Annotated in this window: 26 protein-coding genes; 13 read left to right on the forward strand and 13 right to left on the reverse strand. The window is 67.8% G+C overall.

Annotation, left to right across the window (positions count from 1 at the left end; all coding sequences use genetic code 11):
- Positions 1 to 7: 7 nt before the first annotated feature.
- The 6 genes from HTA01S_RS19895 to HTA01S_RS19920 all read right to left on the reverse strand — a co-directional run bounded on the left by HTA01S_RS19895 (position 8) and on the right by HTA01S_RS19920 (position 6,339).
- Positions 8 to 928, reverse strand: a complete 921-nt coding sequence (locus tag HTA01S_RS19895; RefSeq protein WP_068174487.1) for a DMT family transporter — start codon at positions 926 to 928, stop codon at positions 8 to 10.
- A 73-nt stretch (positions 929 to 1,001) separates the two neighbouring features.
- Positions 1,002 to 1,712 (reverse strand): Crp/Fnr family transcriptional regulator, encoded by a 711-nt coding sequence (locus tag HTA01S_RS19900; RefSeq protein ID WP_068174488.1) that lies wholly within the window; start codon positions 1,710 to 1,712, stop codon positions 1,002 to 1,004.
- 99 nt (positions 1,713 to 1,811) lie between these two features.
- Positions 1,812 to 3,635, reverse strand: coding sequence for a GspE/PulE family protein (locus tag HTA01S_RS19905; RefSeq protein ID WP_068174489.1), 1,824 nt, complete (start codon positions 3,633 to 3,635; stop codon positions 1,812 to 1,814).
- Between the two features lie 56 nt (positions 3,636 to 3,691).
- On the reverse strand, positions 3,692 to 4,474 hold the full coding sequence (locus tag HTA01S_RS19910; protein ID WP_068174490.1) for a class I SAM-dependent methyltransferase: 783 nt from the start codon (positions 4,472 to 4,474) through the stop codon (positions 3,692 to 3,694).
- Between the two features lie 522 nt (positions 4,475 to 4,996).
- Positions 4,997 to 5,491, reverse strand: a complete 495-nt coding sequence (locus tag HTA01S_RS19915; protein ID WP_068174491.1) for a DNA-deoxyinosine glycosylase — start codon at positions 5,489 to 5,491, stop codon at positions 4,997 to 4,999.
- Complete coding sequence (locus HTA01S_RS19920; RefSeq protein WP_068174606.1) at positions 5,488 to 6,339, reverse strand: TatD family hydrolase; 852 nt, start codon at positions 6,337 to 6,339, stop codon at positions 5,488 to 5,490. The genes HTA01S_RS19915 and HTA01S_RS19920 overlap by 4 nt, the downstream gene beginning before the upstream one ends.
- Positions 6,340 to 6,419: 80 nt before the next feature.
- Here HTA01S_RS19920 and HTA01S_RS19925 point away from each other — a divergent pair, with 80 nt between their 5' ends.
- A complete protein-coding gene (locus HTA01S_RS19925) occupies positions 6,420 to 6,881 on the forward strand; it encodes an META domain-containing protein (RefSeq protein ID WP_068174492.1) in 462 nt (153 codons plus the stop codon).
- 40 nt (positions 6,882 to 6,921) lie between these two features.
- Here the strand turns inward: HTA01S_RS19925 and lolD are convergent, their stop codons facing one another.
- A complete protein-coding gene (gene lolD, locus HTA01S_RS19930) occupies positions 6,922 to 7,587 on the reverse strand; it encodes a lipoprotein-releasing ABC transporter ATP-binding protein LolD (protein ID WP_281199646.1) in 666 nt (221 codons plus the stop codon).
- Between the two features lie 100 nt (positions 7,588 to 7,687).
- Positions 7,688 to 8,944 carry a lipoprotein-releasing ABC transporter permease subunit gene (locus tag HTA01S_RS19935; RefSeq protein ID WP_068174494.1) on the reverse strand — a complete coding sequence of 419 codons (1,257 nt, stop codon included), beginning with the start codon at positions 8,942 to 8,944 and terminating at the stop codon, positions 7,688 to 7,690.
- 46 nt (positions 8,945 to 8,990) lie between these two features.
- Here HTA01S_RS19935 and HTA01S_RS19940 point away from each other — a divergent pair, with 46 nt between their 5' ends.
- Together HTA01S_RS19940 and recJ are read left to right on the forward strand one after the other, a co-directional pair.
- On the forward strand, positions 8,991 to 9,998 hold the full coding sequence (locus tag HTA01S_RS19940) for a phosphoglycerate mutase (protein ID WP_157572192.1): 1,008 nt from the start codon (positions 8,991 to 8,993) through the stop codon (positions 9,996 to 9,998).
- The gene (recJ, locus tag HTA01S_RS19945; RefSeq protein ID WP_068174496.1) at positions 9,995 to 11,731 is read left to right on the forward strand and encodes a single-stranded-DNA-specific exonuclease RecJ; all 1,737 of its coding nucleotides are present in this window, start codon (positions 9,995 to 9,997) and stop codon (positions 11,729 to 11,731) included. The genes HTA01S_RS19940 and recJ overlap by 4 nt, the downstream gene beginning before the upstream one ends.
- Positions 11,732 to 12,070: 339 nt before the next feature.
- Here recJ and HTA01S_RS19950 read toward each other — a convergent pair whose 3' ends face one another.
- Both HTA01S_RS19950 and HTA01S_RS19955 read right to left on the reverse strand, forming a co-directional pair.
- Entirely contained in the window at positions 12,071 to 12,823 is a 753-nt protein-coding gene (locus tag HTA01S_RS19950) for a LytR/AlgR family response regulator transcription factor (protein ID WP_068174497.1), read from the reverse strand.
- A gap of 36 nt (positions 12,824 to 12,859) precedes the next feature.
- Positions 12,860 to 13,921 (reverse strand): sensor histidine kinase, encoded by a 1,062-nt coding sequence (locus tag HTA01S_RS19955; RefSeq protein WP_068174498.1) that lies wholly within the window; start codon positions 13,919 to 13,921, stop codon positions 12,860 to 12,862.
- A 153-nt stretch (positions 13,922 to 14,074) separates the two neighbouring features.
- Between HTA01S_RS19955 and argH the strand changes: the two genes are divergently transcribed.
- From argH to HTA01S_RS19975, 4 genes are all read left to right on the forward strand, one after another.
- Positions 14,075 to 15,526 carry an argininosuccinate lyase gene (gene argH, locus HTA01S_RS19960; RefSeq protein WP_068174499.1) on the forward strand — a complete coding sequence of 484 codons (1,452 nt, stop codon included), beginning with the start codon at positions 14,075 to 14,077 and terminating at the stop codon, positions 15,524 to 15,526.
- A 133-nt stretch (positions 15,527 to 15,659) separates the two neighbouring features.
- Positions 15,660 to 16,796 carry an HDOD domain-containing protein gene (locus tag HTA01S_RS19965; protein ID WP_157572193.1) on the forward strand — a complete coding sequence of 379 codons (1,137 nt, stop codon included), beginning with the start codon at positions 15,660 to 15,662 and terminating at the stop codon, positions 16,794 to 16,796.
- A 91-nt stretch (positions 16,797 to 16,887) separates the two neighbouring features.
- Entirely contained in the window at positions 16,888 to 17,406 is a 519-nt protein-coding gene (locus HTA01S_RS19970) for a bacteriohemerythrin (RefSeq protein WP_068174501.1), read from the forward strand.
- A gap of 211 nt (positions 17,407 to 17,617) precedes the next feature.
- The gene (locus HTA01S_RS19975) at positions 17,618 to 18,820 is read left to right on the forward strand and encodes an ammonium transporter (protein WP_068174502.1); all 1,203 of its coding nucleotides are present in this window, start codon (positions 17,618 to 17,620) and stop codon (positions 18,818 to 18,820) included.
- A 27-nt stretch (positions 18,821 to 18,847) separates the two neighbouring features.
- Here the strand turns inward: HTA01S_RS19975 and HTA01S_RS19980 are convergent, their stop codons facing one another.
- Genes HTA01S_RS19980 through HTA01S_RS24870 form a run of 3 tightly spaced genes read right to left on the reverse strand, consistent with a single transcriptional unit; the run spans position 18,848 to position 19,689 of the window.
- Positions 18,848 to 19,159 carry a type II toxin-antitoxin system RelE/ParE family toxin gene (locus tag HTA01S_RS19980; RefSeq protein ID WP_068174503.1) on the reverse strand — a complete coding sequence of 104 codons (312 nt, stop codon included), beginning with the start codon at positions 19,157 to 19,159 and terminating at the stop codon, positions 18,848 to 18,850.
- Entirely contained in the window at positions 19,156 to 19,440 is a 285-nt protein-coding gene (locus HTA01S_RS19985; protein WP_068174504.1) for a YlcI/YnfO family protein, read from the reverse strand. Before HTA01S_RS19985 ends, HTA01S_RS19980 begins: the two co-directional genes overlap by 4 nt.
- 45 nt (positions 19,441 to 19,485) lie before the next feature.
- A complete protein-coding gene (locus HTA01S_RS24870; RefSeq protein WP_084236360.1) occupies positions 19,486 to 19,689 on the reverse strand; it encodes a YjfB family protein in 204 nt (67 codons plus the stop codon).
- 159 nt (positions 19,690 to 19,848) lie between these two features.
- On the opposite strand from HTA01S_RS24870, the gene HTA01S_RS19995 reads away from it, so the two are divergent.
- The 6 genes from HTA01S_RS19995 (at position 19,849) to HTA01S_RS20025 (ending at position 24,255) form a co-directional block, all read left to right on the forward strand.
- Complete coding sequence (locus HTA01S_RS19995; RefSeq protein ID WP_068174506.1) at positions 19,849 to 20,220, forward strand: GFA family protein; 372 nt, start codon at positions 19,849 to 19,851, stop codon at positions 20,218 to 20,220.
- 60 nt (positions 20,221 to 20,280) lie between these two features.
- The gene (locus HTA01S_RS20000) at positions 20,281 to 20,592 is read left to right on the forward strand and encodes a low molecular weight protein tyrosine phosphatase family protein (RefSeq protein WP_245638152.1); all 312 of its coding nucleotides are present in this window, start codon (positions 20,281 to 20,283) and stop codon (positions 20,590 to 20,592) included.
- 137 nt (positions 20,593 to 20,729) lie between these two features.
- Positions 20,730 to 20,918, forward strand: a complete 189-nt coding sequence (locus tag HTA01S_RS20005) for a hypothetical protein (RefSeq protein ID WP_068174508.1) — start codon at positions 20,730 to 20,732, stop codon at positions 20,916 to 20,918.
- A complete protein-coding gene (locus tag HTA01S_RS20010) occupies positions 20,875 to 22,395 on the forward strand; it encodes an MFS transporter (RefSeq protein WP_157572194.1) in 1,521 nt (506 codons plus the stop codon). The genes HTA01S_RS20005 and HTA01S_RS20010 overlap by 44 nt, the downstream gene beginning before the upstream one ends.
- Before the next feature lie 254 nt (positions 22,396 to 22,649).
- Positions 22,650 to 22,958 (forward strand): addiction module antidote protein, encoded by a 309-nt coding sequence (locus tag HTA01S_RS20015; protein ID WP_068174510.1) that lies wholly within the window; start codon positions 22,650 to 22,652, stop codon positions 22,956 to 22,958.
- Between the two features lie 74 nt (positions 22,959 to 23,032).
- Positions 23,033 to 24,255, forward strand: a protein-coding gene (locus tag HTA01S_RS20025) for an IS3 family transposase (protein ID WP_157572195.1) whose coding sequence is annotated in 2 segments (ribosomal slippage) — positions 23,033 to 23,300 and positions 23,300 to 24,255 — 1,224 coding nt in all. Because the reading frame shifts where the segments join, the coding sequence is not laid out codon by codon here.
- The last annotated feature ends 16 nt before the right edge of the window (positions 24,256 to 24,271 follow it).

A 24,271-nucleotide genomic window follows, 5' to 3' on the forward strand; every position in this document is an offset into this window, starting at 1 on the left:
GAAAAAATCACTGGCCCACGGTGGGCTTGCCAAAGCGCGTCACCAGGAACACGCCCGAGAGCACCAGCACCGTGCCCGCCACGATCCAGCCGTTGAACGGTTCGTCCAGGATCAGCACGCCCATGGCGATGGTGGACATGGGGCCGATCATGCCGGTCTGCGCCGCCAGACCCGCGCCAATGCGTTCGATCGCCATCATCACCATCAGCACCGGCGCAAACGTGCACAGGGTGGCGTTGAGCAGCGAGAGCCAGATCACCTCGGGCGCCACGTCGGCCGCGCTCATAGGACGCAAGATCACGAACTGCAGCAGGCACAGGCCGCAGGCGACGCTGGTGGCCAGACCCACCAGGCGCAACGAACCCAGGCGCTTGACCAGCTCGCCGCTGTAGACGAGGTAGATCGCGTAGCTGATGGCACTGCCGAACACCAGCAGCGCGCCCAGCACCGCGTTCGGCCCCTGGAAGCCGGCCTCGTGACCGAACACCAGCAACACGCCCGCGTAGCTCACGGCCATGGCCAGCGCCTGCAGGCCGCTGATGCGCCGCTGGTAGACGAGCCAGCCGAGCACCAGCACCAGTGTGGGGTTGAGGTACAGGATCAGCCGCTCCAGGCTGGCGCTGACGTATTGCAGCCCCCAGAAATCGAGAAAGCTCGCGAGGTAGTAACCGGTGAACCCCAGGCCGACAATGCCGAGCCAGTCTTTGCCGGTGAGGGCGGCCTTGCCGCGGCTGGCCCACCAGGCCAGCGCCAGGAACAGCGGCAACGCGAACAGCATGCGGTACATGATCAGCGTGACCGCGTCCACGCCGTGGCGGTAGGCCAGTTTGACGATGATGGCTTTGCCACTGAAGGCAATGGAGCCGGCGCTGGCGAGCAGCAGGCCGGTGGCGAGGTGGGGGTGGGGTCGGGCTATGGCAACGGACATCCATCCGATTATCGGCAGACCGCCCGCGCCGGGTGGTGGCCCGCGGCCATGTCCCCAGGCACCCAGTGAACGCTCAGGCTTTTGGGTTGGCCAGCCGCTGCGCGTCCAGCACGCGGTAGACGCGGCCCTGTTTGTCCAGCGACTCCACCAGCCCCTCGCGCATGAACGCGTTGAGCGTGCGGCTCACGGTCTCCAGTTTCAGGTCGAGCATGGCCCCCATGTCTTCGCGCGAGAACAGGGTGGCCAGGGCGGCGTCGTGGTCGGAGCGCATCTTCAGGATCAGGCCGGCGACACGCTGGCGCGCATTGCCGAAGTTGAGCTCGGCCAGCCAGTCGTCGGCTTCCTTCAGGCTGCGGTGCCATTTCTCCAGCAGGCGCTGGTGCAGCCGCGGCGTTTCGCGGTTCAGGCGCTGGATCACCTGCAGCGGCAGGCGGCAGACCTTGATGCTGGTCAGAGCGATGGCGTCGGAGTCGTAGGTCGGCCCCATGAGCGCTTCCAGCCCCACCACGTCCCCCGCGCGCAATACGCGCACGATGCGCTGGCGGCCGTCCACCGTGTTGCGCACCAGCTTGATGAGGCCGGCGCGCAGGGTGTAGAGCGAGGTGGCCGTTTCGCCCATGCGCACCAGCGGCTGGCCCGCGTTGAACTCCAGATCGTCGATGGGCGCGTGGATGAGCTTGAAGTCGTCCTCATGCAGATCGGCGAACAGCACCATGTCGCGGATGCCACAGAGGCGGCAGTCGGCCGTGCCGCGCCAGGCCGATTCGGTTTTGATGGGGATCATGGGGACAGGGAGGGCCATATCTGTAACAGACCCGCAATATAAGCCTTTGCTGAAAAATCACGCAACCGGGGCGCGGCGGGCCCGCGCCGTGACTCCGGGTCAGTGCAAGGGTGGCGTGCAGGCCAGCACTTCGTCAAGCGTGGTCAGCCCTTCGGCCACGCGCACCGTGCCCGCCAGCCGCAGCGGGCGCATGCCATCGGCCACCGCCTGTTTCTGCAGCACCTCCATGCGCGGCTCGTGGCTGACCTTGTCCTTGAACGCCTCGGTCACCACCAGCAGCTCGTACAGGCCGGTGCGCCCGCGGTAGCCGGTCATGCGGCAATCCACGCAGCCCACCGGCTGGTAGGGCCGGTACTTGCCGCTGACCTGCCAGGGCTTGACGATCTCTTCCATGGCCTCGCGCGAGGCCTTGGCCGTGGCCTCGTCCTCGCGCGTGCGGCAGGCCGGGCACAGGGTGCGCACCAGGCGCTGCGCCAGCACGCCGAGCACGGTGGCGTTGATCAGGTAGGGCGGGATGCCCAGCTCCATCAGCCGCATGATGGCCGAGGGCGCGTCGTTGGTGTGCAGCGTGGTGAACACCAGGTGGCCGGTGAGCGCGGCCTGCACCGCCATCTCGGCCGTCGGCAGGTCGCGCACCTCGCCCACCATGATGATGTCCGGGTCCTGCCGCATCAGGGCGCGCAGGCCCTGGGCAAAGTCCAGGTCCAGGTGGGGCTGCACCTGCACCTGGTTGAAGGCGGGTTCGATCATTTCGATCGGGTCCTCCACCGTGCTCACGTTGACCTCTTCGGTCGCCAGGCGCTTGAGCGTGGCGTAGAGCGTGGTGGTCTTGCCCGAGCCGGTGGGGCCGGTCACGAGGATGATGCCGTGCGGCCGGTGCGTGAGCGACTCCCAGCGCTGCGCGTCGTGCGCGGCGAAGCCCAGCGCGCTCAGGTCTTTCACCGTGGCCTCGGGGTCGAAGATGCGCATCACCATTTTTTCGCCGAACGCGGTGGGCAAGGTGGACAGGCGCATCTCCACCTCGTCGCCGCGCACCGCGCCGACACCGGGGCGCAGCGTCTTGATGCGGCCGTCCTGCGGCCGGCGCTTTTCCACCACGTCCATGCGCCCGAGCAGCTTGATGCGCGCGGTCATGGCGTTCATCACGCCCATGGGCATCTGGTACACCGGGTGCAGCACGCCGTCGATGCGGAAGCGGATCACGCCCTGCTCGCGCCGTGGCTCCAGGTGGATGTCGCTGGCGCGCTGGTCGAACGCGTACTGCCAGAGCCAGTCCACCACCTGCACCACATGCTGGTCGTTGGCGTCGAGCTGCTTGTTGGCCTTGCCCAGCTCCACCAGTTGTTCAAAACTGCCAAAGCCGGCCTGGCCGCCGAGCTTGTTGGCCGCCCGCACCGACTTGGCCAGTGCGAAGAACTCGGCGGTGTAGCGCGCCACATCCATCGGGCTGGCCAGCACTAGGCGCACGCTCTTGCGCGTCTGGCGCTCCACCTCGGGCACCCAGTCGCGGATGAACGGCTCGGCCGTGGCCACCACCACCTCGGCCAGGCCCACCTGCACCGGCAACACCTTGTGGCGCTCGGCGTAGGCCGCGCTCATCACGTCGGCCACCTTGCCCACGTCCACCTTGAGCGGGTCGATGCGGAAGTAGCTCAGACCGCTGCGCGTGGCCAGCCACTGGGTCAGCATCTCCACATCCAGCACGTGGCCATCGGACTGGCGCACCATGCCTACCACCGCCAGGCGCTGCAGCGGGTGCTGCGCGCTGTGGGCCGAGGCGCAGCGCGCCACGGTGCGCGCGGCCTCGTCGGCGGAGATCACGCCGTCGTCGCGCAGCCAGCCCACCAGCATGCGCCAGTCGAGCGGGGCCTCCGGGATGGCCAGCGAAGACGTGGAATGCGGGGTATGGGTGGATGTTTTCATGCGAGGTTCGGGTCGGGTGGGCGCGGTTCGGGCATGGGCGAAAGACGCTCAGCCGCTCAGTCCACTGGTTTGAAAATGCGCAACCACTTCACGGCGGGCAGCCCCCAGCGCGACTGGATCTCTTCCGCGCGCGCCAGCAGCTGCATGCGGGTGGGCCGCTGTGCCGTGCGCTGCGCCAGCACGATGGTATTGCCCTCGCGCGTGGGCTTGAAGGCCCAGACCGCGTCCGCGCCGAACGCGGCACTGATGCTTTGCAGCGAGCGCTCGTAGCTGGCGTCGCGGCCAAACAGGTTGACCGTCATCACGCCCTCGTCGGTCAGCACCGAGCGGCAGTCGGCGTAGAAGTCGGGGCTGTCGAGCACCGGGGCGGCGGCCTCGTGGTCGTACAGGTCGACCTGCAGCGCGTCGATGTTCCCGGTGTAGGCGGGGTTGCGGATCTCCTGCCCCGCATCGGCCAGCACCACGCGCAGGCGCGGCCCGTCGTCCGGCAGCTTGAACCAGCCCCGGCAGGCGGCGAGCACCTGGGGATTGATCTCGATGGCGGTGGTGTGCATGCGCAGCGCCTTGAAATGAAACTTGGTGAGCGCCGCCGAGCCCAGACCGAGCTGCAGGGCGCGGCGCTTGCTCACCGTATCGGGCTCCACGAAGAGCAGCCAGGCCATCATGCGCTGAACGTAGTCGAGCTCGATGTCGAACGGCGCGTCGATGATCATGGAGCCCTGGATCCACTCGGTGCCGAGGTGCAGGAAGCGCACCTCGCCGTCTTCCGAGAGGGTGACCTCGGGCAGGGTCTGGGGGCCGATGCGGCGGCGGGCCGTGGCGTTGGCGCCGGCCCTCATGCGGGGGCTCCGTTACGGTCGCCATTCAACAGGCGGGGGAACCCTGCCCCAGGGTGGTGGGCGGGCGACTCCCCTGAATTCGTCATTGCGCGGGCCGGCAACCAATACTGCATCTTTGTCACTTCTGGAACTGCAAAGCGATCATTATGAACACGGAAGCCGGGGGTGGCCCCGGGTAGAGACACCTCAAGCCGTTTGGTGTTCGCGCCGGGAGGCTTTTCTTCCGGGCCCGTGTTCCTGGCTTGCATGGTGCGAGGACGAAGACGCCGCGCGGCCAACTCCGCGAATGTCCCCCGGGCCGTTCCGGCCCTCCTCCTTTACTTCGCTGCGTCAGCCACCCGGCGTCATCGTCCAAACCACACGGTACAGCCCGGCGCAGGATCGCCCACACCTTTCCAGCTTGCTGTGGCGGTGCGTTCTGCATAGCGAAGTAAAGGAGGAGGCCCGGCGAAGCCGGGCCGGGGGACATGAGCGGCGCAGAGCGCACCGGCGCAGCAAGCCCGCGAGGTCCACCCCCGGGACCTACGCTACCCCATGCCGCCGCAAAACCTCTCCCCACGAAGACAACTTGCGATCAAACGACCAGCTCGCGTTCGCCGGGCTGGTGGACGGCAACTTGTACACCGGCAGCCCAAACGCCGACGTGTGTTTAGCGTGCCGGTAACTCTCACCACCGTTGTGTGCCACCGCCTCCAGCAACGGGCACTGCCGCTGCACCGCAGCGAAGTCATTGAGTTCGGCGGCGCGGATATCGGCGTCCAGACTGCCCTCGCGCTCGCAGGCCTGGTACACGTCCCACAGGCCCAGGCCATGCGCGCGCAGCGCCGCCACGCGTTCCGGGTAGGGCATCTCGGTCAGCGGTTGCTGCCACAGGGCGCCCAGGATCTTCCAGAAGTGGTTTTGCGGGTGCCCGTAGTACTGCTGCGCGCGCAGCGAGGCCACGCCCGGGAAACTGCCCAGCACCAGCAAACGGGTGTCCGCATCGAGCACCGGCGCCAGCCCCAGCAGACGGCTCACGCGGCGGCTCCGCCCGGCAGGCCCACGAGCCGGGGCAGCGCGGCCAGGGCATTGGCCGTGCTCGCCCGGGCCAGCTCGTCCAGCGGCATACCGCGCAACCGCGCCAGCTCGGCAGCAATGCGCGGCAGCTCGGCGGGCGTGTTCACGCCTTGCGCCCGGCCCGCGGCGCGCTCGGCGGCGGTGGCGTACAGCCACTGCGGCGGGATGTCGGGCGCGTCGGTCTCCAGCACCAGGGCCGACAGCGGCAGTTCGGCCGCGAGCCGGCGCAGGCGCTGGGCCGGCTCAAAGGTCAAAGCCCCCCCGAAGCCGAGCTTGAACCCCAACTCGATGAAGGCCTGAGCCTGCTGGGGGCTGCCGTTGAAGGCATGCGCGATACCGCCGCCGGTGGGCCGCTCGCGCAGCTGCTTGAGCAGGGCGTCGGCGCTGCGGCGCACGTGCAGGATCACCGGCAGCCGGTGTTTGCGGGCCAGCAGGAGCTGCTCGCGGTAGAAGCCCAGCTGGCGCTCGCGCATGGCCGGCTCGCACAGCGCGGGCACGAAAAAGTCCAGCCCGATCTCGCCCACGGCCACCAGGCGCGGGTCGTCGCGGTGCTGCTCCAGCATGTCGTCGAGCGCCTGCAGATCCTCGTCGCGCGCCTGCGGCACGTACAGCGGGTGGATGCCCAGCGCGTAGGCGTCGCCCAGCCGGTGGGCGAGCTCGCGCACGGTGTTGAAGTTGGAGCGCTCCACCGCCGGGATCACGCACCGCCGCACACCCAGCCGGGCGGCGCGTTCGCGCATGGCCTGCACGAGGGCCGGGGTGTCGCCCAGCGAGGGGGCGTCAAGGTGGCAGTGTGTATCGATCCACATGGCGGTATAAAAGGGCCATTGTGACGGCAAGCCCGACGCACCACCCTCCATCCTGTGCAACACCCCGAAAGGACTTCTCCATGCCGCTCAACGCCCCTCGCCGCCCCGCAGGCCCGCGCTCTCCGCTCTGGCTGGCCCTGCCCGTGCTGGCGTCGCTCGTGGCCTGTGCCGTGCCTGCAGCACCGGCCGCCACGCCGGCCAGCGCGCCGCTGGTGGGCAGCGAATGGCTGCTGCAGGACCTGGGGGGGCGCCCCGTGCTCGACAAGGTGAAAGCCACGCTGGCCTTTCCCGAGGCCGGGCGCGTGACGGGCAGTGGCTCGTGCAACGGCTTCTTCGGCACCTACACACTGATCGAGGACCGCATCTCGCTCGGGCAGATCGGCTCGACCCGCATGGCCTGTGGCGAAGGCGTTTCGGAGCAGGAGAACCGCTACCTGGACGCGCTGCGCAAGGCCGAACGCGTCGAGGTGCAGGGCACGACGATGTGGCTGCACACCCAGGGGCTGGACAAACCGCTGCGCTTCGTTCGCACCAAGCCCTGACCGGGCGTGGGACGTGGCCCGGGCAGCCCGGGCCCGCCAGTCAGGTCAGCACGCCGGTGGTCAGGCGCAGCACGCGGGCACAGCGCGCGGCCAGGGTTTCGTCGTGCGTCACGACGATGAAGGCCGTGCCCTGATCGCGAGCCAGTTCCAGCATGAGCTGGAACACGCTTTCGGCGGTGCCACGGTCCAGGTTGCCGGTGGGCTCGTCGGCCAGCACGCAGGCCGGCTGCGTCACCAGCGCCCGCGCGATCGCCACGCGCTGGCGCTCGCCGCCCGAGAGCTCGGCCGGCCGGTGGTGCAGGCGCTCGCCCAGGCCCACGCGGGTGAGCATCTGCGAGGCGCGCTGCGCGGCCTCGGCACGCGGCATGCGGCGGATCCACAACGGCATGGCCACGTTGTCGCGCGCGCTGAACTCGGGCAGCAGGTGGTGGAACTGGTACACAAAGCCCAGGTGCCGGTTGCGGAGATCGCCCTGCTGCGCCGCGCTCAGGCCCGACATGGTTTGCCCCATCAGCTGCACGCTGCCGCTGGTGGGCGCGTCCAACCCGCCGAGCAGGTGCAGCAAGGTGCTCTTGCCCGAGCCGGAAGCGCCAACGATCGCCACTGTCTCGCCCGCGCGCACCGCCAGGTCCACGCCGGTGAGCACAGTCACATCGAGGCGGCCTTCGTGAAAGCGCTTGGTGAGGCCGGTGGCGCTCAGCACCACCTCCGTGCGGGCCAACGGGCTCAGGACGGGCGCCGTCGAAGCCTCCGCCAGGGTGCTGGCGGGCCCATCGACAGGCTCGGGGCGAACGGGGCTCTTGGTGTCATTCATAACGCAAGGCCTCGGCAGGGTTCACCCGGCTGGCGCGCCAGCTCGGGTAGATCGTGGCCACGAACGACAGCGCCAGCGAGATCAGCGCGATCGGCATGATGTCGCTTTGCTGCGGGTCGCTGGGCATGCGGCTGATGAGGTAGACGTCCTGCGGCAGGAAACTCGCGCCCAGTGCGCGCTCCAGCGCGGGCACGAGGGTGTCGATGTTGAACGCGATGCCCAGGCCCAGCAGCAAGCCCACGCCGGTGCCGATCACGCCCACCATGGCGCCCTGCACCATGAAGACCCCCATGATGCTGCCCGGACTCGCGCCCAACGTGCGCAGGATGGCGATGTCGGCGCGCTTGTCGGTCACCGTCATCACCAGCGTGGACACGAGGTTGAACGCAGCCACCGCCACGATCAGGGTGAGGATGATGAACATCATGCGTTTTTCCAGCTGCACGGCGGCGAACCAGCTGCGGTTCTGGCGCGTCCAGTCACGCACCAGCAGGCCGGGGTCGAGGCTGCCCGCGATGGCAATGGCCACCTCGCGCGCTTCGTGCAGGTTCTTGATCTTCACGCGCACGCCGGTGGGGCCTTCCACGCGGAAGATGCGCGCGGCGTCGTCCTGGTGCAGCAGGGCCAGCGCCGAGTCGTATTCGAAGTGGCCCGAATCGAAGGTTCCCACCACCGTCATCTGGCGGATGCGCGGCACCACGCCCGCGGGCGTGACCTGGCCGCTGGGCGCGATCAGCGTCACCGTGTCGCCGGTGCCCACGCCCAGGCTGCGCGCCAGTTCACCGCCGAGAATGACGCCGAATTCGCCCGGCACCAGCCGCGGCAGCACGGTGTCGGCCAGGTCGGCCACGAGGTCGGTGACCTTGGGCTCCAGCGCCGGGTCGATGCCGCGCACCAGCGCGCCCTTCATGTCTTCGCCGCGCGCGATCAGCGCCTGCGCGCCCACGAACGGCGCCGCGCCCAGCACCTCGGGGTGGCTTTCGATGGCTGCCAGCGTCTGCGCCAGGTTCGGAATCGCCTGCCCACCGGGCTCGAACACCTCGATGTGGGACAACACGCCGAGCATGCGGTCGCGCACCTCTTTCTGGAAACCGTTCATCACCGAGAGCACGATGATGAGCGCGGCCACGCCCAGCGAGATGCCCAGCATGGACACGCCCGAGATGAAGGAAATGAAACCGTTGCGCCGCGTGGCGCGGCCGGCGCGCGTGTAACGCCAGCCGAGGATGAGTTCGTAAGGGGTTTGCATCGTTGGAGTCCAGCCGGTGATTGTGGCATCCCCGACAATCGCACCCATGCCCCTTGCCCCCATGGCCCCAGAAGCCCCGTCCCCGCTGCCCGGCCACCTGCTGATCCCTTTTGCCAGCGCCAGCGCGCCGCCCTGCCAGGCCGCGCTGAAAGCGCTGCGCCTGCCCCACCTGGAAACCCTGCTGGGCGAGCTGGCGCTGGCCACCCACGACGCAGGCGACGACCACAGCCTGAGCCTGCCGCACGAGCGCGCGCTGGCGTTGGCCCTGGGCCTGACGCGGGCCGACGGCAGCCCCTGCGACGACGGCCAGATTCCCTGGGCCGCCGCCGCCAGCGCCGAGCCGACCGTGCCCCAGGCCTGGTTCAGCCCCTGCCACTTCCAGATCGGCACGGATCATGTGAGCCTGCTGCCGGGCGAGCAGATCGGCTTGACCGATGAAGATGCCCGCGGCCTGTTCGAGGCGTTCGCGCCCTATTGCGCGGAGGACGGCATCACCCTGCGCTTTGAGAGCGCCACGCGCTGGCACGCCAGCGGTGAACCGCTGCGCGGCATCGCCTGCGCCAGCCTGGACCGCGTGAGCGGCCGCCCGGTGGACGGCTGGATGCCACCCAGCCCCGCCAACCCGGGCGGCAGCCAGTTGCTCAAGCGCCTGCAGAGCGAGGCACAGATGCTGTTCTACACGCACCCGGTGCACGATGCGCGCACCGCCTGCGGCCTGCGGCCGGTCAACGGCTTCTGGATCAGCGGCGCGGGCGCGATGGAGGTGCCCGCACCGTTGCGGCCCGCACCCACCATGCCCGACACCCTGCGCCAGGCCGCGTTGCGCGCCGACTGGACCGCCTGGGCGCAGGCCTGGGGCCAGCTCGACGCCACCCACATCCCCGCCCTGCTGGAGCGCGCGCGGCGCGGCGAAGCGGTCACACTCACGCTGTGCGGCGAGCGCAGCGCGCAAACCTGGGTCAACGCACCGCGCGGCGGCTCAGCCCGCCTGGGCCGTCTGTTCAAAAAACTGCTGGGCACACCCCCGGCCTGGAAAGCCCTCGAACCCCTATGAAGATCATCACCCGCGATGTACCGCCCCGCGCCGCCTGGGCGCTGGAGCAAGCCGGCCTGCACCCGCTGCTGGCGCGCCTGTTTGCCGCCCGCGGCATCACCGCCAAGGAACAGCTCGACGACGCGCTCTCGCTGTTGCTGCCGCCCGCCTCCATGAAGGGCGCACAGGAAGCCGCCCGCGCGCTGGCCGACGCCATGGCCGCGAACAAAAGCATCTGCATCGTGGCCGACTACGACTGCGATGGCGCCACCGCCTGCGCCGTGGGTCTGCGCGGCCTGCGCCTGCTGGGCGCGCCCATGGGTTTTGACCGCGTGAGCTACCTGGTGCCCGACCGCGTGACCGACGGCTACGGCCTCACACCCGCGATCGCGAAGCGCGTGAAGGCACAGGGCGCCGACGTGCTGGTGACGGTGGACAACGGCATCGCCAGCATCGACGGTGTGCGCGCCGCGCGCGAGCTCGGCCTGCAGGTGATCGTGACCGACCACCACCTGCCCGCGCTCAAGGGCGGCGAGGTGGTCGTGCCCACCGACTGCGTGATCGTGAACCCCAACCAGCCGGGCTGCGACTTCGAAAGCAAGTCGATCGCCGGCGTGGGCGTGATGTTCTACGTGCTGCTGGCGCTGCGTGCCGAGCTGCGCGAGCGTGGGGTGTTTGATGCGAGGTCACAGCCCAAGATCGACACGCTGCTGCCGCTGGTGGCGCTGGGCACGGTGGCCGACGTGGTCAAGCTCGACGCCAACAACCGCCGCCTCGTGGCCCAGGGCCTGAAGCGCGTGCGCGCCGGCGCCATGCCGCCGGGCATGACGGCGCTGTTCAACGTGGCGGCGCGCAAGCCCGAGGCGGCCACCAGCTTCGACTTCGGCTTCGCCCTCGGCCCGCGCCTGAACGCCGCCGGCCGCCTGGCCGACATGACCCTGGGCATCGAATGCCTGACCACCGACGACGGCCTGCGCGCCGACGAACTGGCGCGCACGCTCGACGGCATCAACCGCGAGCGCAAGACCATCGAAGGCGAGATGCGCGACCAGGCGCTGGCGCTGGCCGAAGAGATGTTCGACGAATCCGAGGAGCCGCCGCCGGCGCTGATCGTGTTCGACCCCGATTTCCACGAGGGCGTGGTCGGCATCGTGGCCTCGCGCCTGAAGGACAAGCTGCACCGCCCCACCTTCGTGTTCGCCACCAGTGGCGCAGAGGGCAAGGAAAACGAGCTCAAGGGCTCGGGCCGCTCCATCCCCGGCTTCCACCTGCGCGACGCGCTGGACCTGGTGGCCAAGCGCCACCCGGGGGTATTGATGCGCTTCGGCGGCCACGCGATGGCAGCGGGCTGCACGATCGACGAAGAACACCTGGACACCTTCGAGGCCGCGCTGCAGCAGGTGGCCCACGAGTGGCTGGACGCCGCCACCCTGCAGCGCCGCATGGAGGCCGATGGTGTGCTGGACAAGCAGTACCGGCGCACGGATCTGGTGGACACGCTGCACAAGGAGGTGTGGGGCCAGGGTTTTGCGCCGCCGGTGTTCTGCGAAGAGGTGTTGATCGTGTCGCAGCGTCTTGTGGGCGAGAAGCATCTGGCGCTCAAGATGAAACACCAGGGCGAGCCGGTCGACGGCATCTGGTTCGGCCATACCGAGCCGCTGCCCGAGCGGGTGAAGCTGGCCTTTCGGTTGGATGCGGATGAGTGGCAGGGTCAGCGGCGGGTTCGGTTCTTGATCGAAGCTGCTGAACTCTGAGGTTCTGTTCCGTTTCGCTCTGGAACCTCGCACGCTGGCGAGACCATGGCGCTCTGCGCCGCTCATGTCCCCCGGCCCGGCTTCGCCGGCCCTCCTCCTTTACTTCGCTATGCAGAACACCATGTCCTCGCCAGCAACAAACGGGCGGGCACTCAAGCATTGAGCCGTCCGAGCGCCAGGAAGGTCATCGGCAAGTGGGGTGACTGATGCAGCGAAGTAAAGGAGGAGGGCCGGAACGGCCCGGGGGACATGAGCGGAATCGGTCGCCCCGCTTGCCGATGACCGGAGCCACCGGAGACCCAGGCCACAAAAAGCCGAGTCAACGCAAACAAAGAAAACTCAGGTCATCAGCGCTTCACGAACAGCCGCCAGCTGCCGACGGGAAACCGCCAAGCGCTCGTCCACCCCGTCGAGCCGCACGGTCCAGCCCTCGCCGTCCACCGGATCGTTGTGCTTCTCCACCGCCCGCACCCGGCGCCGCGCCACCAGCGCATTGCGGTGCACCCGCACGAACAGGTGCGCGTACTTCTGCTCCAGATCGCTCAAAGCGCCGTCGTAGATGTGTTCCTTCTCGGCCGTGCGCACGGTGATGTACTTCAGCTCCGCCTTCAGGTAGATCACGTCGGCCAGCGCCACGCGCTCGCTGCGCCCGCGCTCCTGGATGATGAGACACTCACCCGCGCCTGCATTCGCATCGTCGGCGGTGCCCGCCTCGTTGGAAGCGCGCAGACGCTGCACCTTCTGCAGCGCCTGCTGCAGGCGCTCCAGCCGCACGGGCTTGGTCAGGTAGTCGGCGGCTTCGAGTTCAAAAGCCTGCACCGCGTGCTCGGCGTGCGCCGTCACGAACACCACCATCGGCCGCACCGCCAGCTGCCGCAACGTGGCCGCCAGCGCCATGCCATCCACACCGGGCATGTGGATATCGAGCAGAACGAGGTCGCAGGGCAGGCGCCGGATCTGCTCCATGGCCTGCACCGCATTGCTCGCCTCGCCCACCACCTCGGCGCGTGGATCGGTGCAGTCGCCCAGCAGCGTGCGCAGCCGCGAGCGGGCCAGCAGTTCGTCGTCAACGATCAGTACCTTCAGTGCCATGTCACGCTCCGTTGCTTGTGGCTTCAGAAACAGACCTTATACCGGTATTTCGAGTCGCACCTGAAACACCCCATCAACCAGTGCGCTCTGGAAACGGCCCTGCACATCGTGCAGCAGATTCAGCCGCTGGCGCACATTGTCCAGCGCCAGACCATGGCCGGGCGCGCCACTGCCGGCCGGCACCGTGTTGGTCACCTTGATCACCACCACCGACCCGCGGCGCTTCGTGCTGATGCGCACCACCGCCCCCATGGGGCTGGGCTCCACACCGTGCTTCACGGCATTTTCTACCAGCGGCTGCAGGATCAGGGGTGGCAGCTTCGCCCGCGAAGCGGTTTCGTCGATGCTCCACTCCACCCGCAGGCGCTCGCCGAACCGCACCTGCTCAATGGCCAGGTAGTGCCGGGCCAGCTCCAGTTCCTGCCCCAGCGGCACCGCTTCCTTGGCGTCGGCCAGCGCGTGGCGGAACAGCTCGCTCAGGTCCTCCAGCAGGCGCTCGGCCTTGGCCGGTTCGGCGCGCACCAGTGCGATCGCGCTGTTGAGCGTGTTGAAGAGAAAGTGCGGCCGGATGCGCGCCTGCAGCTCGGCCAGCTGCGCGGTGGTGCCGGCAGGGGTGCGCGCCCTGGCGCGCCACACCAGCCCGGCCACCAGCACCGCGGCCACCAGGGCCCCCGATGCGGCACTGCCCAGCCAGGGGGCGGGCTCCAGCAGGCCCATCCAGTTCAACAGAGCACAGCCATAGAGCGCCGCCAGCGCGCCCAGCGCAACACCCAAGGTCCATTGGAGCGGCATGGGCAGATACCAGAGCGGCCGCTTGAACATGCACACCGCCAGCAGCCACGCCAGCACGGCCGGCAGCGCCGCGCCGGTGAGCATGGCCATCTGCGTCAGCCAGCCCCACCAGGACTGGGCGCCAAACAGCGAGGCCACCAGCACGATCGCCTGCACGAACAGCACCGCGCGCAGCACCACCCCGACCTGACAGGTATCGAACACCAGCTCATGGGCCCGCACATGCTCGGGCATCTTGCGCAAGGGGCGCGTGCCCTTCGCCGGGGCCAGCTCCTGGAAGGTCGATAAAATTCGGGAATCTTTCATGGGTCGCACTATAGGCCGGCACGGGAAACTCGGACAGGCGCGCAAGCCATCTTTCCGTCCCCCATTCCGGCCAGCAGCACCCGGCTCAAGCCCTTGAGCACCCGCCCGCGGCCCCTGCGCCGCCTTCTTCACCCACCCGACGCTGGCCCCACCATGTCCACCAACCAACTCGACAAGAAATCACAAGCCTGGTCCGCCCTGTTCTCGGAGCCCATGAGCGAGTTGGTCAAGCGCTACACCGCCAGCGTCTTCTTCGACAAACGCCTCTGGCTGGCCGACATCACCGGCAGCCTGGCCCACGCCGAAATGCTGGCCGCGCAAGGCATCATCGGTGCCGACGACCGCGCAGCCATCGAGCGCGGCATGGCGCAGATCCGCAGCGAGATCGAAGCCGGCACGTTCGAATGGAAGCTCGATCTGGAAGACGTGCACCTGAACATCGAAGCGCGCCTGACGCAGCTGGTGGGCGACGCAGGCAAGCGCCTGCACACCGGCCGCAGCCGCAACGACCAGGTGGCCACCGACGTGCGCCTGTGGCTGCGTGGCGAGATCGATCTGATCTCTGATCTGCTGAAAGAACTGCAGACCGCGCTGGTGGACGTGGCCGAAAACAACGTGGAAGTGATCCTGCCGGGCTTCACCCACCTGCAGGTGGCGCAGCCGGTGAGCTTTGCCCACCACCTGCTGGCCTACGTGGAAATGTTCGCCCGCGATGCCGAGCGCATGGCCGACGTGCGCCGCCGCACCAACCGCCTGCCGCTGGGCTCAGCGGCCCTTGCCGGCACTACCTACCCGCTGGACCGCGAGCGCGTGGCCGTGAGCCTGGGCATGGTGGACGACCAAGGCCTGGCCCAGGTCTGCCAGAACAGCCTGGACGGCGTGAGCGACCGCGACTTCGCCATCGAATTCACCGCCGCCGCCAGCCTGTGCATGGTGCACATCAGCCGCTTCAGCGAAGAGCTGATTCTGTGGATGAGCCAGAACTTCGGCTTCGTGAAGATCGCCGACCGTTTCACCACCGGCAGTTCCATCATGCCGCAGAAGAAAAACCCCGATGTGCCCGAACTCGCGCGCGGCAAGACCGGCCGCGTGGTCGGCCACCTCATGGGTTTGCTCACGCTCATGAAGGGCCAGCCGCTGGCCTACAACAAGGACAACCAGGAAGATAAGGAGCCGCTGTTCGACACCGTGGACACGCTCAAGGACACGCTGCGCATCTTCTGCGAGATGGTGGGCGGCCAGCTCAACCCGGCCAATGGCCAGAAAGAAGGGGGCATCACCGTCAACGCCCAGGCCATGGAAGACGCGGCCAAGAAGGGCTACGCCACCGCCACCGACCTGGCCGACTACCTGGTGAAAAAAGGCCTGCCCTTCCGCGATGCCCACGAGACCGTGGCCCACGCCGTGAAGGCCGCCACCAGCCACGCCTGCGACCTGTCCGAGTTGCCGCTGGCTGTGCTGCAGGGCTTCAACGCGTCCATCGAAAAAGACGTGTACGAGTGCCTGAGCCTGCGCGGCAGCCTCAACGCCCGCAACACCCTGGGCGGCACCGCGCCGGCCCAGGTGCTGAGCCAGATCGCGCGGCACCGCACCCGCCTGGCCTGAAGCCCGGGCCCGTCTGGTAGCTGTGGCAGACACCCACCGGGCATCGGGCTCAAGAACGCCGCCGGGGCGCCGATAGAGGGGGCAAACAAAGTCCGCTCGGTGCGGACCACAACCCCGAATCGGAGGAGCCCCCGTGTCTTCACTTGCTTTGTGGATCGCCGCCGCATTGGTCGTCGCGGTCGCCTCGTGGTGGTTCCTGCGCCCTGTAGGGCGCGGCCCCGCCGCCCAGACCACCCGACCGCCCAGGGTGACTCCCCCGCGCAGCGTTGCCCCCAGCGCAAGGACCGCCTCGCCCACCCCGGCACCCGCCGCCGCCCCACCCGAACCACCCCTGCCGCCCGAACTGGCGAGCTTCCGCTGGCGTGCCGAAACCGAGCTCGACGCCGAACACCGCGCCTCCATGGTCGCGGCCGTGCGCGGCATCCCGCGCCCGCCGCGCTCCATGCAGCAACTGCTGTCGCCCGAATTCGTCGCCACGGCCGGCTCGGCCGAACTCAGCGATCTCGTGATGGGCGAGCCGCTGATCGCCGCGCGGGTGATCTCCACCGTCAACGCCCCTTTCTATGGCCTGCACCGGCCGGTGACCAACATCGGCCAGGCCGTCACCTTTCTGGGCATGAACTCGGTGCGCGGCATCTGTCTGCAGTACATGCTGGCCGAGGCCTTCAAACCCACGCTGGCCAACACGCAAAAGGCGTTCGACATCATCTGGAAGGCCAGCGCCATCGCCAGCGAACTGGCCGTGCGCCTGGGCAAGGCCCTCAATCTGCCGGAACAGGGTTCGCTCTCCACCCAGGTGGTGCTGAGCTTCGTCGGCCAGCTGGCGACCGCCTCGCTCATCCCGCCTTCGGAGCTGGAACGCTGGCTGGCCAGCGGCCGCCTGGAGCGCGCCCGGCTGGAGCAGGACCGGCTCGGCCTGAACGCCAGCGAGATCGGCGCCCTGCTGATGAAGACCTGGGAACTGCCCGCCAGCCTCGTGGACGAGGTCAGCGCCCTGGGTCGGCAACTCGTCACCCCGTATCTGAAGACCGACCCCGTTCGTGCGCCCCGGCTGGCGCTGGGCTACCTCTGCGCCCGCCTGGGCGAGCGGCTGGCGCTGGGCCAGATGCGCAGCCTTGAAGGCTACGAGGTGGGGCAAGACCAGGGCGCCGACACCCACCATCTGCGCACCAGCCTGTCCCACCCGGCGCTCGCGCGGCTGGAGCAGGCCCTGGCATCGCCCGAAGTGCAGACCGCCGTGCTGCAGATGCTGGACGAGCGGCGGGGCTGAAAACCGGCCGTCCAACGCCCACCGCTCGGGCTCGGCGGGGCTTGACCTCCATCAAGCCCCGCGGCCGCCGCTGCGGCTACAGTTCCGGACCATGGACACCACTGCAACCTCCACCGCCCCCCACCCTCCCACGCCAGCCGCTGCCGGGCTGGACTGGTCGCCCCAGCTGCAGACCGGCGATGCCCGCATGGACGACACGCACGAAGAGTTCGTGACCATGCTCAACGAGCTGCTGACCACGCCGCACGACCAGCAGTTGCCGCTGTACCGCATTTTTGTGGAGCACACGGTGGAGCATTTCGCGCAGGAAGAGCGCTGGATGCTGGCCACCGGTTTCGCCGCCGACAACTGCCACGCCTCGCACCACGCCACCATCCTGGACACCCTGCGCGCCGTGGTCGAGCACTACGAGCAGGGCGACACGGAAATCATCTCGCGCCTGGCCGAGGCGCTGGTGGAGTGGTTTCCGCAGCACGCCGCCAGCATGGACGCCGGCCTGGCGCTGCACATGAAAGACGTGGGCTTCGACTCCCGCACCGAAACCCTGGCCGACCCGAGCAAGGTGCGGCCCGCCTCCATGAGTGGCTGCGGCAGCGTGAGCTGCAGCTGAGCGCCTGCCCGTCTGGCCCCGCGCCAGAGCCGGCCCGGGCAGGCACCGGATAAGGGCGCAACGCCCACCTCGGCACCAATCCGGACCGCATCACGCACCAGTCTGGAATCTCTGGCGCACTTCTTGCTTTTCTTTGGTGCGAATCGCCGGGCAGTCCCTGTTTTGGCGTTCAAAACGCACCAAAACAAGTTATTTCTGCACGGAGATTCACATGGACGCACTCAAACAGGGCGCAGACGCCCTGTTCATCCTGCTCGGCGGCATCATGGTCCTGGCCATGCACGCGGGTTTCGCTTTTCTGGAACTGGGCACGGTTCGCAAGAAGAACCAGGTCAACGCCCTGGTCAAGATTCTGGTGGACTTTTCGGTCTCCACCATCGCCTATTTCGTCGTGGGCTATGGCGTGGCCTACGGCGCCTCGTTCTTCGTCGGCGCCGAGACGCTGGCCCAGAAAAACGGCTACGAGTTGGTGAAGTTCTTCTTCCTGCTCACCTTCGCCGCGGCCATTCCGGCCATCATCTCCGGCGGCATCGCCGAACGCGCCAAGTTCTGGCCGCAACTGATCGCAACGGCCGTCATCGTCGGTTTCGTCTACCCCTTCTTTGAAGGCATCGCCTGGAACGGCCACTTCGGTGTGCAGGCCTGGATCGAAGCGACCACGGGCACGGTCTTCCACGACTTCGCCGGCTCCGTGGTGGTGCACGCCGTGGGCGGCTGGATCGCACTGCCCGCCGTCATCTTCCTGGGCGCGCGCGCCAACCGCTACCGCAAGGACGGCGGCATGTCGGCCCACCCGCCGTCCAGCATCCCCTTCCTCGCGCTGGGCGCCTGGATTCTCTGCGTGGGCTGGTTCGGCTTCAACGTGATGAGCGCGCAACGGCTGGAAAACATCTCGGGCCTGGTGGCGGTGAACTCGCTGATGGCCATGGTGGGCGGCACGCTGGCCGCGCTGCTGGCCGGCAAAAACGACCCCGGCTTCGTGCACAACGGCCCGCTGGCCGGCCTGGTGGCCGTGTGCGCCGGCTCCGACCTGATGCACCCGCTGGGCGCACTGGTGGTGGGCGCCGTGGCGGGCGCGCTCTTCGTGGGCATGTTCACGCTGACGCAAAACCGCTGGAAGATCGACGACGTGCTCGGCGTCTGGCCACTGCACGGCCTGTGTGGCACCTGGGGCGGCATCGCGGCCGGCATCTTCGGCCAACAGGCGCTGGGTGGGTTGGGTGGCGTCAGCTTCGGCGCGCAACTCATCGGCACCGCCTTGGGCGTGGTCTGGGCGCTGCTGGGCGGCGCGGTGGTGTACGGCGCGCTCAAGGCCATCATGGGCCTGCGGCTGAGCCAGGAAGAGGAATACGACGGCGCGGACCTGAGCATCCACCGCATCAGCGCCACGCCGGACCGGGAAGTGAGCTGGTAAGGCACGGCGGCTGGCAGACGAGCACTCTCAGTGGTAGTCGTCTTCCACCTGATAGCGCACCGCCAGAATGGTCACGGTCGAGGCGTCTTCGATTTCGAACAACGCGACATAGCCACTGTGTCCGAACGGGATCAGCAACTCGCGCAGGAACGGGCTCTGGCCCGCCTTGCGGTAGATGAAGGGTGATCGGCCAAGGCCGTCGACTGCGTTGCTGATGGCGTTCAGCGCCAGCTCCGCCAGATCGAGGTCTTCAATCGTGCCGGCCCGGTCAAGCAAGAACTGGTAGAGCCGGATCAGGTCTTCGCGGGCGCCCGCGCTGTACCGAACCGCAAAGCTCACTCCTGCACCCGCTTTTGCACCTTCGCCCGCGCCTGGGTCAGCATCCGGCCCAGCTCGGCATGCACTTCACCGGCAGCGAAGTGAACGCCCGAGGCCTGCGCCTGTTCGCGCGAAGCCAGCCCACGCGCCACAAACTCGGCGCGGGTGCGCCGGCGCTCAATGGATTCCCGTACCGAGGCTTCGATAAAACCGGACAAGGTCTCACCTTCCTGCAGCACACTCTGCGCAGCATCGCGCAGGTGGGGATCGACGCGCAGCGAGGGCAAGGTGGCAGTTTTCATGGAGCGGGCCTGATGCGTTGCAGATGCGATGCATTTTAGACCACGTCAAGCCAGGGTATTGACTTGCGTCCCCACCGCTCCGCCACTCGCCAGCGGCAGATCGCCCGCCACGGCATTCAGCAGTGCCGCAGAAGCCAACTCCTGCATGTCCATGGCTTTCTTCAGCACGTTGATCTGCACTTCCTGCACGGTCTGACCCTGGCGCGTCTGCAGCACGCGGTCCGCGAGCAAGGCGGGAGAAACGTCCATGTCCATGAGGGGTCCTTGAAAGATGTCCCGTTTGTATCGACCCATGGCATCCACAACTTGAACCGCCAGCCCGTCCGTCGCGCCGGTTGTCGAAAACCGGGCGCTACGTTCGTCGTGGATCTTGAAGACCCTCCTCAAACCCACCACACTGCACCCACCATGATCTCTGACTCGACCCCCACCCCGACCCACACCGGCAGTTGCCATTGCGGCCGCATCGCATTTGAAGTCCATGGCACGATTGACAGCGCGCTCGCCTGCAACTGCTCGATCTGCTCACGCAAGGGATCGCTGCTCTGGTTCGTGCCGCGCGCCAGCCTGGAGCTCAAGACGCCCGAGGACGCGGCCTCAACCTACCTGTTCAACAAACACGTGATCCGCCACCGCTTCTGCCCGGTCTGCGGCATCCACCCCTACGGTGAAGGTGTCGACCCCAAGGGCAACGCCATGGCGGCGATCAACCTGCGCTGCATCGACGGCATCGACCTCGCCGCGATCCCGACCCAGCACTTTGACGGCAAGAGCCTCTGAAAACCCTGACCACGAATGCCCCCAAAAAAAGATGACAGAACGCGGCTGAAGCTGCTTTTCGTGTGCAGCCGCAACCAATGGCGCAGCCCGACAGCCGAACAGATCTGGCGCAAACACCCCCTGTTGCAGGCGCGCTCAGGCGGCACCAGCCCCAACGCCCGCCACACCGTCTCGGAGGACGATGTGCACTGGGCCGACGTCATCTTCGTCATGGAGCAAAAGCACAAGTCACGGCTCGTGGCCGGGTTCACCCGGTTGCTGGCCGACAAGCCGATCCACGTGCTCGACATCCCGGACGAGTACAAGTACATGGACCCGGAACTGGTCGAGATGCTGGAGCAGTCGGTCGGCCACCTTCTTGGATTGAAGTGAACAACTTGAGCACACCTTGGTGGAAGCGCCTTTTCGGGAGCGCGGGAAGCGCCTCCCATCCAGCCTCATCTGAGGACAACGTCGACCTGGTGGTCCATCCTCCAGACCACATCGAGGCGTCGGGAGTCCCACCGCTGATGCTGAATCCGCTGCTGCAGATGTCCGAAGGCTTCCCCCGCCCGGACTGGGACGCGATCACCGCCTGGGTAGCCACGAGTCCCGACCACAGGGAGCAGGCGGCGGCGGTCTGCGCGCTGCTGGAACACGAATACGCTCAAGACCATGAACCGTCCGAACAACCCGCCACCGCCAGCCAAGGTGGCTAGAGCCACCCCCCGCGAATGGTGGGGACTGGCCGTGATCGCCCTGCCCTGTCTGGTCTACGCCATGGACCTGACGGTGCTCAACCTCGCGGTGCCGGCGCTGAGCCGGGCGCTGGCGCCCAGCGCCTCGCAGCTGCTGTGGATCATCGACATCTACGGCTTTCTGGTCGCCGGTTTTCTGATCACCATGGGCACGCTGGGCGACCGCATCGGGCGCCGCCGCCTGCTGCTGATCGGCGCGGCCTTCTTTGCGGCGGCCTCGGTGCTGGCCGCTTTCGCGCGCACCCCCGCCGAGCTGATCGTGCTGCGCGCGCTGCTGGGCATTGCGGGCGCCACGCTGGCGCCGTCCACGCTCTCGCTGATCCGCAACATGTTTCACGACGAGACGCAGCGCCAGTTCGCCATTGGCGTGTGGATCACCGCGTTTTCGGTCGGCAGCGCCATCGGCCCGCTGGTGGGCGGCTGGCTGCTGGAGCACTTCTGGTGGGGCTCGGTGTTCCTGCCCGCCGTGCCGGTGATGGCGCTGCTGCTGGTGCTCGGGCCGCGCCTGCTGCCCGAGTACCGCGACGAGAATGCCGGCCGCATCGACCCGGCCAGCGTGCTGCTCTCGTTGAGCGCCGTGCTCAGCCTGATCTACGCCATCAAAGCCATGGCCGAATATGGGCCGAGCCCCGGGCGGCTGGCGCTGCTGCTCGCCGGCCTGGCCCTCGGCGTGGCGTTCGTGCGGCGCCAGAAGCGCATTGACTACCCGCTGCTCGAACTGCGGCTGTTCGCCATCCCCAGCTTCCGCACGGCCATCATGGCCTACGGGCTGTCGTGCCTGGCCATGTTCGGCATCTACATCTTCATTGCCCAGCACCTGCAGATGGTGCTGGCGCTCTCGCCGCTGCAGGCGGGCTGGGCCACGGTGCCGTGGGCGGGCGGCTTCGTGTTCGGCTCCATGGTGCTGGCGCCCTGGCTGGCGCGGCGCTACGGGCCCGGGCCGGTGATGGTGTGGTGCCTCGCGGCGGCCGCGGCCGGCATGCTGCTCATGGTGTGGGCCGACGGCCCCTGGGCGCTCTGGGTGCTGGTGGCCGGCATGGTCGTGGTCAGCCTGGGCATGGCGCCGGTGTTCGCCATCGGCACCGAACAGATCATCACCTCCGCGCCGCCCGAACGCGCAGGCGCGGCCTCGGCCATCGCCGAGACCAGCTCGGAGTTCTGCGGCGCTTTGGGCATCGCGCTGTTCGGCAGCGCGGGCACGCTGATCTACCGCCAGCAGCTCACGCAGGCCGGCGGCGAAGGCTTGCCCCCGGAATCGCTCGCCACACTCGGCGGTGCACTCGCGGTGGCCGAGCGCCTGCCCGCCGAAGCGGCGCAAACACTGACCCTCATGGCACGCGCCGCCTTCACCGACGCACTGCAGTTCACCGCGCTCACGGGCAGCGCGCTGGTGCTGCTGGCCAGTGTGCTGGCGGCGCGGATGTTGCGGCGGGGGTAAGGGTTGTGATGGGCGGAAGGCATCGGTGAATTGACAATCGTATCCCATAGACTACACATGCACGCATGCGCGTACAGATGACCGAGGTCTATCGGGACTGGATCAACGCCCTCAGGGACCGAACAGCTCGCGCATTTACTACACAGAACGCAACGGGGAGCTGATCGTCCTGTTGGCCGGTGGCGACAAGTCCAGCCAGCAGAAAGACATTGAGGCGGCATTGGAACTCGCCCGCCACCTCTAGGAGCAACGCCATGGCCCAGACCGCTACACCCAAAACCAAGACCGTCGCCTACGACGTGGCCGAGCAACTGCGCACGCCCGAAGAGATGGCCGCCTACCTCGACGCCTGGCTCACCGACGCGCCCGACGACGCAGCAGGCATCGCCCGCGCGCTGGGCGACATTGCGCGCGCCAAGGGCATGACCCAGGTCGCACGAGACAGTGGTCTCAGCCGCGAGAGCCTCTACAAAGCGCTGAGCGAAAACGGCAACCCCAGCCTGGCCACCGTGCTCAAGGTGGCGAAGGCTCTTGGGGTACGGCTGCACGCACAGGTGGCGTAGCCGTCCGTCGCCCGCACTTCTGGAGTTGACCCGGTTCCGTGGACACATCATTCTTTGTGTTCAAGGAGTCGCAAATGTCCAAAGTACGACCGCCGTACCCGGCGGAATTCCGTCAGCAGATGGTCGAGCTCGTTCGAGCCGGTCGCTCACCAGCGCAGCTCTCGCGTGAGTTCGGTGTCACCGCCCAATCCATCACCAACTGGGTCGGCCAGGCCGCCATCGACGACGGCAAGCCTTTACCTGGCAAAGAAGGCCTGACCACTGCTGAGCGAGAAGAGCTCGTGCGCCTGCGTCGCCAGCTGCGCCAGGTCCAGATGGAGCGCGACATCCTGGCAAAGGCTACGGCCTGGTTTGCCGGTCGCAGCGATGCGACTTCAACGAAGTCTTCGGACTCGTGATGGCAAACCAGGCCGACCTCCCCGTGCGCACCATGTGCCGCGTGCTCGGTGTCTCCGCCAGCGGGTTCTATGCCTGGCGAGAACGTGCACCTTCCCAGTGCAGCATCGCCAACGCGGTGATGACCGAGCGTATCCGCCAGATTCACCGTGACTCCTACGAGTCGTACGGCATGCCCCGGGTGCGTGCCGAACTCATCGAGCAAGGTGTGTGCATCAGCCGCCAGCGCGTGGCGCGCCTCATGCGGCAAGCCGGTATCTATGGCATCAGCAAGCGCCGTGGCTTCACCGTGACCACTCGCCGCGATAGGCATCAGACCCCGGCCAATGACCTGGTCAACCGCCGTTTCCATGCCACTGGTCCGAACCAGTTGTGGGTGGCCGACATGACCTATGTGCCGACCTGGATGGGGTTCCTCTATCTGGCCGTGGTCATCGATGTCTGGAGCCGTCGCGTGGTGGGCTGGGCCATGGGAGAACGCATGACCGCCGACCTGGTGCTGGCAGCGTTGAACATGGCGCTGGAGCAGCGCAAACCCAAGGGCGTCATCCACCACTCGGACCAGGGCAGCCAGTACACCAGCCTGGCCTTTGGTGAGCGATGCCGGCAGATGCAGGTCAGACCCTCTATGGGGACGGTGGGTGATGCCTACGACAACGCGATGGCCGAGAGCTTCTTCGCCAGTCTGGAGGGCGAACTCATCGAGCGCAACAGCTTCCAGAGCAAGGCTCAGGCCCGTATGGCGGTCTTCACCTGGATTGAAGGCTGGTACAACCCCCGGCGCCGCCACAGCGGCCTGGGCTACCTCTCACCCCTGAACTTTGAAAGGAGCAAGCAAGCCCTGTTTGATGTCGTCGAAGATGCCGTCGTGCATGTCCAGACAACACCCGAAACGGTTTGAGAATCAAACCAGTACC

Origin of the sequence: Hydrogenophaga taeniospiralis CCUG 15921, from assembly GCF_001592305.1 — a bacterium.
In the GTDB taxonomy this organism is placed as follows: Bacteria; Pseudomonadota; Gammaproteobacteria; order Burkholderiales; family Burkholderiaceae_C; genus Hydrogenophaga; species Hydrogenophaga taeniospiralis.

Excerpts from the sequence above, each read along its gene's own strand:
- HTA01S_RS24870 (WP_084236360.1), bottom strand. The coding sequence starts at position 19,689 with ATGGACGTTTCTCCCGCCTTGCTCGCGGACCGCGTGCTGCAGACGCGC.
- HTA01S_RS19935 (WP_068174494.1), bottom strand. The coding sequence starts at position 8,944 with ATGCAAACCCCTTACGAACTCATCCTCGGCTGGCGTTACACGCGCGCC.
- HTA01S_RS20010 (WP_157572194.1), top strand. The coding sequence starts at position 20,875 with ATGAACCGTCCGAACAACCCGCCACCGCCAGCCAAGGTGGCTAGAGCC.
- HTA01S_RS19900 (WP_068174488.1), bottom strand. The coding sequence starts at position 1,712 with ATGATCCCCATCAAAACCGAATCGGCCTGGCGCGGCACGGCCGACTGC.
- HTA01S_RS19905 (WP_068174489.1), bottom strand. The coding sequence starts at position 3,635 with ATGAAAACATCCACCCATACCCCGCATTCCACGTCTTCGCTGGCCATC.
- recJ (WP_068174496.1), top strand. The coding sequence starts at position 9,995 with ATGAAGATCATCACCCGCGATGTACCGCCCCGCGCCGCCTGGGCGCTG.
- HTA01S_RS20015 (WP_068174510.1), top strand. The coding sequence starts at position 22,650 with ATGGCCCAGACCGCTACACCCAAAACCAAGACCGTCGCCTACGACGTG.
- HTA01S_RS19920 (WP_068174606.1), bottom strand. The coding sequence starts at position 6,339 with ATGTGGATCGATACACACTGCCACCTTGACGCCCCCTCGCTGGGCGAC.
- HTA01S_RS19895 (WP_068174487.1), bottom strand. The coding sequence starts at position 928 with ATGTCCGTTGCCATAGCCCGACCCCACCCCCACCTCGCCACCGGCCTG.
- HTA01S_RS19925 (WP_068174492.1), top strand. The coding sequence starts at position 6,420 with ATGCCGCTCAACGCCCCTCGCCGCCCCGCAGGCCCGCGCTCTCCGCTC.
- HTA01S_RS19940 (WP_157572192.1), top strand. The coding sequence starts at position 8,991 with ATGCCCCTTGCCCCCATGGCCCCAGAAGCCCCGTCCCCGCTGCCCGGC.
- HTA01S_RS19910 (WP_068174490.1), bottom strand. The coding sequence starts at position 4,474 with ATGAGGGCCGGCGCCAACGCCACGGCCCGCCGCCGCATCGGCCCCCAG.
- HTA01S_RS19950 (WP_068174497.1), bottom strand. The coding sequence starts at position 12,823 with ATGGCACTGAAGGTACTGATCGTTGACGACGAACTGCTGGCCCGCTCG.
- HTA01S_RS19970 (WP_068174501.1), top strand. The coding sequence starts at position 16,888 with ATGGACACCACTGCAACCTCCACCGCCCCCCACCCTCCCACGCCAGCC.
- HTA01S_RS19985 (WP_068174504.1), bottom strand. The coding sequence starts at position 19,440 with ATGAAAACTGCCACCTTGCCCTCGCTGCGCGTCGATCCCCACCTGCGC.
- HTA01S_RS19955 (WP_068174498.1), bottom strand. The coding sequence starts at position 13,921 with ATGAAAGATTCCCGAATTTTATCGACCTTCCAGGAGCTGGCCCCGGCG.
- HTA01S_RS20005 (WP_068174508.1), top strand. The coding sequence starts at position 20,730 with ATGCTGAATCCGCTGCTGCAGATGTCCGAAGGCTTCCCCCGCCCGGAC.
- argH (WP_068174499.1), top strand. The coding sequence starts at position 14,075 with ATGTCCACCAACCAACTCGACAAGAAATCACAAGCCTGGTCCGCCCTG.
- HTA01S_RS19995 (WP_068174506.1), top strand. The coding sequence starts at position 19,849 with ATGATCTCTGACTCGACCCCCACCCCGACCCACACCGGCAGTTGCCAT.
- HTA01S_RS19975 (WP_068174502.1), top strand. The coding sequence starts at position 17,618 with ATGGACGCACTCAAACAGGGCGCAGACGCCCTGTTCATCCTGCTCGGC.